Raw genomic sequence first — 13,669 nt, 5'->3', positions numbered from 1 at the left:
CCGCCACCGACATCCGCCACGGACGTCACGCGCAGACCTCCCCCCCACGGACATCCCCCACGAAATCCAGAGGAGAGCACCATGAACAGGCGCAAAGCAACGTGGCGTACGGGACTCGCCGCCGTCCTGACGGTGACCGGAGCCGCCGCCCTGCCGGTCGCCCAGGCCTCGGGTGACACGCCGACCGCTGCCACAAAGCTCCAGGACGACTTCAACGGCGACGGCTACTCGGATGTCGCGATCGCGGCCCCCGAGGCGACCGTCGGCGGCAAGACCAAGGCCGGTTACGTCGCCGTGCTGTACGGCTCGGCGAGCGGGCTCACCACCGCCTCGAAGCAGGTGATCAGCCAGAACACCACCGGCATACCGGGTTCCGCGGAGACCGACGACCAGTTCGGCAGCGCGCTCAGCACCGCCGACCTCGACCAGGACGGCTACGACGACCTGATCGTCGGCGTCACCGGTGAGGACAGCGTCGAGGGCGGCGCCGAGACCGGGCAGGTGGAGGTCGTCTGGGGCGGCGCGGGCGGTCTGTCCGGCGGGTCGACGCTGGCGTACGGGAAGAACACCTACGACCGGCTGAGCGCCAAGGGCGAGCTGACCGTCGGTGACGTGAACGGGGACGGCGCCTCGGATCTGGTGGTCGTCGAGAGCCTGGTCAAGCTGCGCGTCATCAAGGGCCCCTTCGGCCGGGACGGTGCGGCGAAGGGCGGGGAGCAGACGATCCTGGACGACTCCGACCCGCGCTTCCTCGACCTGGCCACCGGTGACGTGAACGGTGACGGCATCGACGACGTCGTCGGCACTATGAACGACGGCGACGAGTACGACGCCCGGCGCATCACGTACTGGCGGGGCACGCCGGGCGGGCTTGCGGAGAAGGTCGTGCTCGAGGACAGCAGGGGCTGGCGCGTGCAGGGCGGCGAGTCCCTCGATCTCGGCGACGTGAACGGCGACGGGTACGACGACATCATCGTGGGCCGTCCGGTCGACGGCTACGACAGCGACGCCAACACCCCGATCCCCCTGGGCGGCCGGGTCACCTTCGTCCCCGGCGGCGCGAACGGGCCCGACGGCACCAAGGCGATGTACGTCAACCAGGACAGCTCCGGAGTCCCGGGCGCCGCCGAGCGGATGGACGGCTTCGGCGCCGATGTCTCCGTCGCCGACGTCAACGGCGACGGCTACGCCGACGTCTCGACCGGCGTGCCCGGCGAGGACTTCGACGGGCTGAGCAACACCGGCGGTGTCATCGTGCTGCGCGGCAGCGCGAGCGGCCTGACCGGCAGCGGCGCCCAGGGTTTCAACCAGAACACCACCGGCGTCCCGGGCGCGGCGGAGAGCAACGACGCCTTCGGCCGCACCACCCACCTCGTGGACGCCAACCACGACGGCCGCGCCGAACTCGTCGTCGGCGCACCGGGGGAGAACGCGGGCGCCGGATCGGTGTGGGTGTTCAGGTCGACTTCGTCCGGCATCACCCCGACCGGCTCGTTCACCTTCGGCGGCGGGACCCTGGGCACGGTCGCCGCCAACGCCAAGCTGGGGTCCGGATTCAACTACTGATCAACCGCTGATCAAGCATCAGACCCGTTGTGGCAAAGACGCGTTCTTGCGCTGCGACGGGTCTTCTGTTGTCTCCCTATTTGTCATGCACGCGAGGTATGCCGTTCATCGGGCGTACCGCCCTGAAGCATGAGCATCCGAAGTGTCCAAGAGGCCAGTGAGGTAAGGGAGTTCGTCGATGACCGGAGTGTCCGGACCCGTATCCCCCGACCGCCGCCGTTTTCTGACCGCGGGCGCCGCGGTACTCGGCGCCGCGGCCTCCGCCCAGCTGTGGCTGCCGACCGCCGCCCGGGCCGCCGAAACGCCGCTGCCCGACGGCGTGTTCAGCCTCGGTGTGGCCTCCGGCGACCCGCTGCCGGACGGCATCGTGCTGTGGACGCGGCTCGCACCCGACCCGCTGGGCGGCGGCGGGATGCCGGACAGCGTCGTCTCGGTCGAGTGGGAGCTCGCCGAGGACGAGCGGTACAGAAAGGTCGTGCGCCGCGGCGTCGCCCAGGCCCGGCCCGAGCTCGGCCACAGCGTGCACGTCGACGTCCGCGGCCTGCGCCCGGGCCGTACGTACTGGTACCGCTTCCGCGCCGGCAGCCAGCTCTCCCCGACCGGCCGCACCCGCACCGCGCCCCACCCGCACAGCTCCGGCGGCCATCTGCGCATGGCGCTGGCCTCCTGCCAGAACTGGCAGCACGGCTACTTCACGCCGTACGCCGACATGCTGGCCCAGGACCCCGACTTCGTCCTCTTCGTCGGCGACTACATCTACGAGTCGACGCCGTCGGCGACGGCCCTGCGCCGCCACGAGGGCACGGGGGAGCCGTACACCCTCGTCCAGTACCGCAACCGGTACGCGCAGTACCGCACCGACCCGGACCTCGCCGCGATGCACGCGAACGCGCCCTGGGTGGTCAGCTTCGACGACCACGAGGTCGACAACGACTTCGCCGGCGAGATCCCGCAGGACCCCGACAAGCAGCCGCACGACGCCTTCGTGGCCCGCCTCACCGCGGCCTACCAGGCGTACTACGAGCACATGCCGGTCCGCGCGAGCGCCATCCCGAACGGCCCGCACATCCAGATGTACCGCCGCCTGGAGTTCGGCCGCCTGGCCCGGCTCAGCGTGCTGGACACCCGGCAGTACCGCAGCGACCAGGCCAAGAGCCAGGAAGGCGCCCAGGACCCCTCACTCACGATGCTCGGCGCCGAGCAGAAGCAGTGGCTGGTCGACGGGCTGCGGCACTCGCCGGCCCGCTGGAACATGATCGGCTCGCAGATCATGATGGCCGAGACCGATCTCCAGGTCGGCCCGGGCAAGCTCTGGTTCTACGACGCCTGGGACGGCTACCAGGCCGAACGCAACGCCCTGATGCAGGAGTTGAAGCACGTCCGCAACCCGGTCGTGTTCACCGGCGACCGCCACCTCACGATGATCAGCGACCTCAAGGAGGACTACGCCGATCCGGACTCCGACGTCGTCGGCGCCGAGTTCGTGGGGACGTCCATCTCCAGCAACGGCGACCAGGACCAGGCCGCCTTCCACCGGGAGTGGGACCCGCGCCTGCCGGACAACCCGCACTGGAAGCTGCTCGACGCCCACCGCGGCTACCACCTCTTCGACATCCGCCGCGACGGCATCGACGCGCAGGTGCGCATAGTGGACACGGTCCGCCAGCAGACCGCTACGCCCAGCACGCTGGCACGGCTGCGGGTCGAGGCGGGACGGCCCGGCGTCGAGGTCGTGTAACGCGCGTCACCCCCGATGAGGGGCCCGGGATTCAGGTACGTCCCAGGCCCCTCTCAGCGCTCTCTCAGCAAGTCCTCTTACCGTCCTCTTGCCATGGAGACGGACTGTACGAGAGCTGAACTCCCGGACGGCGACGGTGTGATCACCCCGCTGTCGCCCGGGACCCGCCTGCTGCACATCGGCCCGCACAAGACGGGCACGACCTCGATCCAGGGCGCGCTGTTCGCGGCGAAGGACGAGATGGCCCGGCACGGCGTCGCATGGCCGGCCACCACCCGGCACCCCATGGAGGCGGTTCTGGCCGCCTGCGCCCGCACCGGCATGATGGGCGACGCCCGGCCGACCGCGCGGCACTGGGAGCGGCTGCTGGAGCAGGTGCGCGCCACGGGCCGGCGCACCTCGGTGATCAGCAGCGAGTTCTTCGCCGACGCCCCCGACGACGACACCGTCCGGCGGATCGTCGAGCAGCTCGGCGGCGACCGCGTGCACGTGCTGGTCACCCTGCGCCCGCTGGCCAAGATCATGCCCTCGCAGTGGCAGCAGTACGTGCAGAACGGCCTGCGCATGGGCTACGAGGACTGGCTGGAGCACATGCTCAGGAAGCCGCCGTACGACAGGCCCAACCCGAGCTTCTGGCGCCGGCACCGGCATGACCGGCTGGTCGGGCGCTGGGCCCGGGTGGTCGGCCCCGAGCGGGTCACCGTCGTCGTGGTCGACGACCGGGACCGGGAGGGGCTGATGCGCACCTTCGAGGCGCTGCTCGGACTGCCGGCGCGTCTTCTGCGTCCCGTTCCGGACGCGGCGAATCGCTCGCTCACCCTCGCCGAGACCGAAATGCTGCGGAATCTTAATAAGGAATTCCGCGCCAATGAACTCCCCGAGGAGCTCTATTCGCAACTTGTCCGGAACGGTGCCGTGATGCATATGAAGAACACGTGCATCCCTGGTCCCGGTGACGTGAAGATCGGTACGCCGCGGTGGGCCGTCGAGGCCGCCGCGGAGATCGGTGCGGAGATGGCGGAGCGTATGGGTGGGACGGGGGTGCGCATTCTGGGCGACATGCGGCTTTTGTCAGCTGTGCCGAAACCCGCGACCCCAACTGATGCCGAGCCGCGCATCGCCCCCGAAGCTGCGGCTCGGGCGCTGTACGGAGCGCTCGCGGCGGCGGCTGCCGCGCCGGTGCGGCACACCGCGGCCGCCAAGTCGCGTACGGTTCACCAGACGTCGTCGACGGAGCTGGTGCGGGTACTCGGCCATCGCTGCCTCAAGCGACTACGGCTTCGCTGAACCTGTGCCGTTACTCACAGCAATTACCCGGAACCTGCGGAGGGCCTCCCGACAATGACCAGGCGTGCAAGGTGAATGACAGGTTGCGCGCACATATGCAGGCGGGGACGCTCACCTTGCACTGCGGTAACCCCAAGTGGGACCATTTCCAAGTTCCCAGTCGCCACAAGGTAGGTCACCTGTGTCCCAGCACATAGCCAAGCCCCGTACCACCGCAGTGATCCTGGCCGGCGGTACCGGTCAGCGCGTGGGTCTGTCGATCCCCAAGCAGTTGCTGAAGATCGCCGGCAAGGCAGTCATCGAGCACACCCTGACCACCTTCGAGAAGGCCGACTCGATCGACGACGTCATCGTGCTGATGGCGCCCGGGTATGTGCCGGACATCGAGAAGATCGTCGCCAAGGCCGGGTTCACGAAGGTAAAGAAGATCATCGAGGGCGGCTCGACCCGGAACGAGACCACCGAGCGCGCCATCGCCGCCCTCGGCGAGGGTCTGGCCGAGGGCGAGGACCTCAACGTCCTGTTCCACGACGCCGTACGCCCGCTGCTGTCACAGCGCGTCATCGACGACTGTGTCGTGGCGCTGGAGCGCTACCAGGCCGTCGACGTCGCCATCCCGTCCGCGGACACCATCATCGTGACCCGCACCCACGGCGAGGACGGCGAGTTCATCACCGAGATCCCGGACCGCTCCCGCCTGCGCCGCGGCCAGACCCCGCAGGCCTTCAAGCTGTCCACGATCAAGCGGGCCTACGAGGTCGCCGCCGGCGACCCCAACTTCCAGGCCACGGACGACTGCTCCGTCGTGCTCAAGTACCTGCCGGACGTGCCGATCCACGTCGTCGCGGGTGACGAGTACAACATGAAGGTCACCCAGCCCGTCGACGTCTTCATCGCCGACAAGCTGTTCCAGCTGGCCTCCACCGCCGCTCCCGAGCAGGTGAGCGAGGAGGCCTACCGTCAGCTCCTGACCGGCAAGACGATCGTCGTCTTCGGCGGCTCGTACGGCATCGGCAAGGACATCGCCGAACTCGCCGAGTCCTACGGCTCCACGGTGTACGCGCTCGGCCGCTCCACCACCGGCACGCACGTCGAGAACCCGGAGGAGGTCGACGACGCGCTGTCCAAGGCGTACGCCGAGACCGGGCGCATCGACTACGTCGTCAACACCGCCGGTGTGCTGCGCATCGGCAAGCTCGCCGAGACCGACAACGCCACCATCGAGGAGGCGCTGAAGGTCAACTACCTCGCCCCGGTGCAGATCGCGCGCTCCTCGTACAAGTACCTGGCCGAGACCAAGGGCCAGTTGCTGCTGTACACCTCCAGCAGCTACACCCGCGGCCGCGCCGAGTACAGCCTCTACTCCTCGACCAAGGCCGCCATGGTGAACCTCACCCAGGCCCTGTCCGACGAGTGGGCCGGCGACGGCATCCGCGTCAACTGCATCAACCCGGAGCGCACCGCCACGCCGATGCGCACCAAGGCCTTCGGCCAGGAGCCCGCGGGCAGCCTGCTCTCCTCCGAGGCCGTGGCCCGCACCTCCCTCGACGTGCTGCTGTCCGAGCTGACCGGTCATGTCATCGACGTCCGCCAGCAGGACCCGACGGCGGCCGCCGGCAAGGCGTCCGGTTTCGAGCAGGCGCTGGCCAGTGTTCTGGACCGCCAGGACGGCATGGCATAATCGCGAGTCAATAGCCTTATGGAATTCAGGCCTCTGCGATTCTTCGTTCACGAAGAATTCACAGGGGCCTGAGTCCTTCCCCCTCCAGACCGGCCCCTCCCTCCAGAGCAGGTTCTCCGTGATATCCACCGCTATTCGCGTCGCCCGGGTGGGCAGCGCGGCCGAGCTGGCCGCGGCGGCCTTCATGATGCTGGGCTTCCCGGCACTCATGCTGGCCGCGCTCGTCCCGAGCGTTCCCGCCTTCGCGGCCGCGGCCGCCGTGACGTACCTGGCGGACCACTATCTGCACCGCAAGGGCAGCTATCTGGTCAACCGCCTGAGCAAGGTGCGCGCCGGTCTGTCGATCCGGTTCCTGATCAGACAGCTCCTGCTGATCCTGCTGCTGGCCCGGCTCGGCTTCGCGGACGACCTGATCTACTACGGCGCGATCGCCTGCTTCATCGCCTTCTACGGCCTCCAGGCCCCGCACGGCGCGCTGGTCACCCTGATCCGCAACCGCCGCCGTATGCCGGTCGCCACCCGCAACGTCGACCTCGCCTCGCGCATCCGTATCCCGGACGCCCCGCCGCGGGGGCTGCTGCACCGCTCCGCCGAGAAGATGCTGCACCTCGACCTCGCGGCCGTCGCGGGCATCCTCGTCTCGGCCGCCCTGGAGTCGGCCGTGGCCGGCTTCGTCGGCATCGGCGTCACGGTGGCCCTGGGCTGCCTCTACGTGCTGGCGCTCGTCCCGTACGTCCGCGGCCGCAAGATCCCGCCGAACGCGGAGACCGTCCTGGCCGCCGTCGACGACTGGCTGCGCGAGTACCGGCCCGAGACGGTGCTGTACTTCTCCGGCTCCAAGGACTCCGCCTACCAGGTCAACATGTGGCTGGAGACCATGGAGCAGCTGGACTCCAAGCCGCTGATCATCCTGCGCGAGCGGGTCATCCTGAACAACCTGGCGGCCACCACGGTCCCCGTCATCTGCGTGCCCGGAGGGGTGCACCTGATGAACCTGGACCTGTCCAACGTGCGCGTCGCGCTGTACGCGGCGAACGTCGGCAAGAACATCCACCTGCTGCGCGTCCCCACCATGAAGCACGTCTTCATCGGCCACGGCGACAGCGACAAGCTGGCCAGCGTCAACCCGTACAGCAAGGTCTACGACGAGGTGTGGACCGCCGGCCGCGCGGGCCGCGACCGCTACGCCATAGCCGACGTGGGCGTCCGCGACGAGGACATCGTGGAGGTCGGCCGCCCGCAGCTGGCGCCGATCCAGGGCTGGCACGGCGTCCCCGAGGGCCGGATCCCGACCGTTCTGTACGCCCCGACCTGGGAGGGCTGGGACGGCAACCCCGGCAACACCTCGATCGTGCTGGCCGGCGAGAACATCGTGAAGAAGCTGGTGAAGGCCGACCCGCCGGTCCGCGTCCTGTACAAGCCGCACCCCTTCACCGGCACCGTCAGCAAGGAGGCCGGCGCCGCGCACAAGCGGATCACCGCCCTGGTCGAGCAGGCCGCCGCCGAGCGTGCCACCGACCCGCGCTTCACCGCCGACACCGCCGCGCAGGCCGCCGCCAAGGCCGAGCTGGCCCGTATCGAGGCGCGGCTGGCCGAGCTGTCCGGCAAGAGCAAGGGCGGCAAGGCGGGCGGTGGCGGCGACGAGGCCGAGGCCACCCGCGACGGCCTGCTGGACGTCGCCAAGCACGAGGAGATCGCCCGGCTGCGCGCCGAGTGGAACGACGCGTACTGGCGGTCCGTCCCCGGCCACGAGCACCGCGTCATCACGGGCGCCGAGCCGCGTCTGTACGACTGCTTCAACGTCTCCGACGCGATGGTCTCCGACATCTCCAGCGTGGTCTCCGACTTCATCGCCAGCGGCAAGCCCTACGCCGTCACCGACTCCGCCGAGCTGGGCGTGGAGGAGTTCAAGCGGCAGAACACGGCCGTGCGCGCCGCGACGATCCTGTCCAACAGCGCGGCCGAGCTGGGCGAGCTGCTGGACGCCGTCCGCGACCCGTCCGCCGACCCGCTGGCCGAGGACCGCAAGGAGCTCAAGCGGTACCTGCTCGGCCCGGACGAGCCGACCTCCATCGAGCAGTTCAACACCGCGGTGGCGAACCTGGCGATCAAGGCCGAGACGCGCAATGTCGGCCAGGAGTCACGGGCGGCGGCCATCCCCGAGCAGCGGGTGTCGGTGGCCGAGGGTGATGTGACGGCCTGACCTGCGAACCAAGAGCGCGGCCCCCGGGGAGGGAATCCTCGGGGGCCGCGCCGTTTTGGTATTGGCCATATCGCCTCTAGCAAGCCTCTTACGTTTCCCGAATAGCGTGAGTCCATGTCAGGTTCACGATGTGATCTGACTCACCAAAACGCGCCTGTGAGGCAACCGCTTGCAACGCCCAGTCGTCTACCAGGTAGCGAATGAGGCGATACGGGGGAAATATCCCGTTGACAAGGGGGAAACGTGACCGTCACGCAGCCTGATGTGACTGTGATCATCGGGGCGTACGAAGCGATGCCATACCTGGTCGAGTGCCTGGCATCCGTCGAGGCACAGACCATCGACCCGGAGCGCATCGAGGTCATCGCCGTCGACGACGGTTCTACGGACGGCACGGGGGAGTGCCTGGAGGAGTTCGCCGCCCGCGCGCCGATGCCGGTCACCGTGATCCGGCAGGAGAACTCCGGGGGCCCCAGCGGCCCGCGCAACGTCGGTCTGGGCAAGGCGACCGGGCGTTACGTCTTCTTCCTGGACGCCGACGACCGGCTGGGCCCCGAGGCCCTGGAGCGCATGGTCGCGATGGCCGACAAGAACGGCACGGACGTCGTCCTCGGCCGGGTCGAGGGCGTCAACCGCACCGCGCCGAAGTCGATGTGGGGCAAGACGCTGGACCGGACCGACGTCTTCTCCTCCAACATCAAGTTCACGCTGAGCGCACAGAAACTCTTCCGCCGCGAGCTGCTGACCCGGCACGACATGCGCTTCGACGAGTCCCTGTGGACCGGCGAGGACGCACTGTTCACGATGGAGGCCTATCTGCGGGCCGACGGCGTCTCCGTGGTCGCCGACTACACCTGCTACTACCTGGTGGGCCGCGACGACGGCAAGCACGTGACCAAGAGCGGCGGTTACACCCTGCGCTTCGACTCCGCGCGCGCCCTGATGAACCTGATCGCCGAGCTCGTTCCGGCGGGCGACCGGCGCGACCTGCTCATGGTCCGCCCCTTCCTCATCACCCTGCTGCCCCAGTTCGGCCCCAAGTACGCCAAGGACAGCGAGAAGGTCAGGGAGCACAAGCTCGAGCTGGCCGGCCCCCTCATGGACGCCTACTGGACCCCGGGCGTCGCCCGCCGCCTCAAGGTCAACGAGCGCCTGCGGCTGCACCTGGTCGCCGAGCGGCGCCCCGACCTCCTGCTGCCGGTCGTGGAGTTCCTCAAGGCCAAGAAGCAGGCGGCGGCCCTCCTGGAGAAGAAGGGCCGCCGTGTCTACCTCGCCTACCCGTACTTCCGGGACCCGGCAGCGGGGATACCCGACTCCGTGTACCTCGCCGAACCGCGCGAGGCCCGCGTCTTCCCCGGGTACCGGGAGGGCGGTACGGACTCGTTCCTGCGGCGCGCGGTCCGCAAGGCACGCCGGATGCTGAAGGCCTCGGGCCGGGCTACGCCGGGCGGGCGGGCTGCTGCGGCGTGACGGACCGGCGCTGGTCGGGGACCTCCGCGGCCCGCCCCGCAGCGGCTGCCGGATGCAGCTCCTGCGCCAGCCGCTCCTCCATCCGCTCCCGGTGCTCCAGGGCGGCCGAACACAGCGCCCGTACGGCCTCGTTGAAGCGCACCTGTGACGTCGGCTCGTCCGGCCCCAGCAGGTGGCGCTTCAACTCCGCCCGCGCCTCGACCAGTTCGTCCTTCTCGGGGTGCCGCACCGCGTCCAGCAGCTCCGGCACCCCGGCCGCGTCCGGCGTCAGCACGGTCGCCGCGCGCACGGTCGGGAAGGCCTTGCGGAACACGTCCTCCGCGAGGCCGCTGGTGTTCGCCACGGCGTACGGCTTCCCGCTCGCCAGGAAGTCGCTGATCACGCTCGACACATCGCTGACGAGCAGGTCCGCCTGGTTGAAGCAGGCGTACAGCGCGGGCCGGACGTCCGTGACGACCTGGTGCTCCCACTCCGGCAGCGACGCCCAGTACGCCTCCTCCCAGGCCTCCGTCGCCCGCGCCACCGCCTCCGCCCGCCCCGGCTCCGGCGCCGACTGGAGCAGCATCCGCTCGACCTGATCGGCGGCCGCCCGGACGGTCGTCGTGGTGAGACGGTCCAACTCCTGGGTACACAGAGCCAGTTCCCCGGTGTCGCGCGGCCGCTCGCCCGCCCGCTCCCGGTTCGCCGCCCTGATCAGCTCGCGGATGCGCAGATCGGCCGCGCCCGCCCGCGGATCCACCGACCCCGTCAGCGGATGCGGCTTGTACAGCAGCCGCACGCCAGGGTCCGCGAGCAGCGCCCGTACGAGGTTCTCGCCGGCCTCGATCAGCGAGGTGTTGCCGGGGTTGCCGTCCCAGCCCTCCCAGGTCGGCGCGTACAGGACAGTGGTGTACGCCCCTGTCGGCGGGCCCGCGTACGGCCGTACGGCCTCCAGCTGCGGCCGCCCGATCTCCACCACGTCCTTGTCCTCGACCCCGACCTCGGCCTGCGCATACCGCTCACGCGCCGCCGGACCGGCCACCCACACCTCGTCGTAGGCCTTCGCGTACGGGTTGCAGGACGACAGCTTGTCGCTCTCGCCGTGGTTGACGAAGGTGTGCTTGAGCGTCGGGATGCGCAGGATCTGGGAGGTCTTGCCGGAGTTCGAGGGGTGGATGAGGACCTGGAGCGTGGACTGCTCCAGGTGCATCAGCGTCGAGACCTTCGGCAGGCACAGGATCGGGACGTCGGTCGGCGCGATCTTCTGCACCATGAACCGTTCGCGCAGCACGATCAGCGGACGCCCGTCCAGCTTCGCGAGCGGCTCCAGCCACATGTTCGCCTGGTACGCCGAGGACGCGCCGCCGGAGAAGTACAGGCCGACCGTCGGCCGGTACTCGGCCAGCCACGCGTCGAGCCACTTCAGCGCCTCCTGCTCACCCGCCGGGCGGCGGCTCGGCAGCAGCCGTACGACAAGGTCGTACAGGCCCAGCAGGGCGAGCCCGAGGGACAGCGCGATGCCGAGGGCCGCGCAGCGGGGGTCGTCGGTGGCCGTCGTGGTCAGCAGGCCCGCCGTGGCCGGGAGACCGAAGGCCAGCAGGCGATGGCCGGGGCGGCGCAGCAGGACGGGCGGGGCGGGGGAGAGGCGCAGCGCGGAGGCGTCGATGTTGCGGGTGACCACCGGCAGGGTGCGGGTGCGGCGGACCAGCACCGAGACCGCCTGGATCGCGCAGTGCAGGGCGTAGAAGGCGAGCAGGCCCGCGACGAGCGGCGTGTACAGCGTCTCGCGGTGCTGCTCGCCGAGCCGCAGCAGCGCCACGACCAGCAGCAGGTCCCGCAGCACATGGCGCACGGTGATGTCCGCGTGCGACTTGGCGAACACCGACAGCATGCCCCGGTGCCAGCGGTACAGCACGCCCTCGACGGCCAGGGACACGACCGTCGCGGCGAGCAGCAGCGGGACGTGCGGGCGCAGCGCACCCACGGCCTGGCCGCAGAAGGCTGCGACCAGGAGAGCCGTGACGAGGGCTCTCGCCGGGATGCGGGACAGGGGTGTGGGCAACTGCGGTCACTCCAAGGTCGCGGCGGGACGGTCGTGCGACCGGGTTAACGCGCGGCGGCCTGCAGACGACACGCACGTGTCCTGAGGGCATGGAGTGACCACGTGCGGAGACCTTCGTCCCCGCTGGTGTTGCCCGCTATTGCCGTCCCGACTGCAGCGCCCGGCGGATGGGGCGGCCCACGACACGGCGCGCGCGCCGGTACACGGACGCCGCCGGTGCTGCCGTGCCCGACTTGCCGGCGCGGGCCAGTTCGCGTCTCAGCCGCTCGTTGTCCGCGCCGAGTTCCGTGATACGGCTCTGCAGCCAGCCGAACCGGGTGGTGAGGGAGGCGAGGTCGGCGTCGTTCCAGGGGCGGATGCCCGCCGGGAAGGACAGCGACCGCATGCGCTGCTCGAAGGCCTGGCCTCCGTCGCCGTGCGTGAACGTGTTCTCCAGGCCGTTCTTGTCCAGGAACCCCGTGAACCGCTCGAACCGCTCCTGGTGACCGCCCATCAGGGCGCCGAAGTCGGCCTCCTCGTACAGCGACGCCGGGTCCAGGTCCTCGGGCAGCTTGTCGATCCGGCGGTGCGGGATGCCGAAGTAGCGGCACAGCTCCAGCGTCCGCGAGTCACCGCACAGCACGGTCGCCGGCGTGCCCGCGAGCAGGGCCGCGATGTTGCCGTGGATGCGCGAGCCGAAGGAGAAGTCGAAGGCGCGCAGGTCGTCGATCCAGGTGACCGGGTCGACGTAGACGCGGACCTTGTCCTCCCGGTACATCGGGTGGTCGGGGTGCGTCGGCATCGCCGTGACCAGCGCGTTCGGGTCGGACAGGTCCCGCCAGTGCAACTGCCGCGCGTCGCTGAGGTTCTGGCCGATGAAGCGCAGGTGGGGATAGCGGGCGTGGGCGTCGGCGATGACGCGGTCCAGGCCCTGGGACCTGACCGCGCTGTGCGAGCCGTTGACCGCGATCCGGGAGCCGGTGGTGAGGGCCGGCTCCCGCTTGGTGACGGTGAGGTCCTTGCCGTACAGGAACAGTGACGGGCAGCCGATGACCTCGACGTCCCGGAACCCCAGGTCCCTCAGGTACTTTTCGGTGAACTCGCCCCGCACCCCGATGGAGGCGCTGCGGTCGAGCACCGCGGAGACGAACTCGCGCACCGCGGGCTCGATGGCCTTCAGCCGCCCCGCGTTGTAGCCGACCCCGGCCTGCGCGCCGACCCCCACGACGACCACCGGGATCTTCAGCTTGGTGATCAGCCGCGTCAGCCGCTTCAACTGTGCCTCGAACGACGGCCGGAACGCGTTGGCGAGCGGCACGACGAAGGCGTCGTACTCCTCGTTGATCCGGGCCGCCGCCGAGACATCTGTGCGGATGCCGTTCGAGACGACCTCGGTGTGCGGGGTCTCCAGGATCTTGTGGGTGGCGTCGCTGAAGATCAGGTTGCCGGAGTTGGTGGCGATGACGTCCCGATGGAGTGCCTCCTCGACGGAGACGACCTCGTAGGGGCTCTTTCCCGAGCGGAGGAGGATGCGCTTCACGCGGGCGGCAGGGTGAGCATGGTGTGGCACAGCGTTCAAATTATGTTTGCGTGGTCTTTGTTTTCTATAGGTAACCAACGCAACCTTTTTGCCGTACGCGAAGCGTGAGCAAACTGCTACGCCCTGCCCGTCCGGAGGCTGGAATGCCCGCGCGCCGCCCGCGC

8 protein-coding genes are annotated in these 13,669 nt (G+C 69.7%); 6 read left to right on the top strand and 2 right to left on the bottom strand.

Annotated features, from left to right (window positions below):
* Positions 1-81: 81 nt before the first annotated feature.
* From ACQEV2_RS14205 to ACQEV2_RS14180, 6 genes are all read left to right on the top strand, one after another.
* Positions 82-1,566: a VCBS repeat-containing protein gene (locus ACQEV2_RS14205; RefSeq protein WP_433039992.1), complete on the top strand. Its 1,485-nt coding sequence runs from the start codon at positions 82-84 to the stop codon at positions 1,564-1,566.
* Positions 1,567-1,744: 178 nt separating this feature from the next.
* Positions 1,745-3,304 carry an alkaline phosphatase D family protein gene (locus ACQEV2_RS14200; protein WP_433039990.1) on the top strand — a complete coding sequence of 520 codons (1,560 nt, stop codon included), beginning with the start codon at positions 1,745-1,747 and terminating at the stop codon, positions 3,302-3,304.
* 93 nt (positions 3,305-3,397) lie between these two features.
* On the top strand, positions 3,398-4,591 hold the full coding sequence (locus tag ACQEV2_RS14195) for a hypothetical protein (protein WP_433039988.1): 1,194 nt from the start codon (positions 3,398-3,400) through the stop codon (positions 4,589-4,591).
* A 181-nt stretch (positions 4,592-4,772) separates the two neighbouring features.
* Positions 4,773-6,272, top strand: a complete 1,500-nt coding sequence (locus ACQEV2_RS14190) for a D-ribitol-5-phosphate cytidylyltransferase (RefSeq protein WP_433039986.1) — start codon at positions 4,773-4,775, stop codon at positions 6,270-6,272.
* Positions 6,273-6,420: 148 nt separating this feature from the next.
* The gene (locus tag ACQEV2_RS14185; protein WP_433054444.1) at positions 6,421-8,475 is read left to right on the top strand and encodes a hypothetical protein; all 2,055 of its coding nucleotides are present in this window, start codon (positions 6,421-6,423) and stop codon (positions 8,473-8,475) included.
* 243 nt (positions 8,476-8,718) lie between these two features.
* Positions 8,719-9,945, top strand: coding sequence for a glycosyltransferase family 2 protein (locus ACQEV2_RS14180; RefSeq protein ID WP_433039984.1), 1,227 nt, complete (start codon positions 8,719-8,721; stop codon positions 9,943-9,945).
* Here ACQEV2_RS14180 and ACQEV2_RS14175 read toward each other — a convergent pair.
* The gene (locus ACQEV2_RS14175; protein ID WP_433039982.1) at positions 9,914-11,986 is read right to left on the bottom strand and encodes a hypothetical protein; all 2,073 of its coding nucleotides are present in this window, start codon (positions 11,984-11,986) and stop codon (positions 9,914-9,916) included. The two genes, ACQEV2_RS14180 and ACQEV2_RS14175, sit on opposite strands and share 32 nt — an antisense overlap.
* A 136-nt stretch (positions 11,987-12,122) precedes the next feature.
* A complete protein-coding gene (locus ACQEV2_RS14170) occupies positions 12,123-13,505 on the bottom strand; it encodes a polysaccharide pyruvyl transferase family protein (RefSeq protein WP_433039980.1) in 1,383 nt (460 codons plus the stop codon).
* Between the last annotated feature and the right edge of the window lie 164 nt (positions 13,506-13,669).

It is taken from the genome of Streptomyces sp. CA-251387, assembly GCF_050936625.1.
Classification (GTDB): domain Bacteria; phylum Actinomycetota; class Actinomycetes; order Streptomycetales; family Streptomycetaceae; genus Streptomyces.
This window is presented reverse-complemented; position numbering and strand designations above follow the sequence as displayed.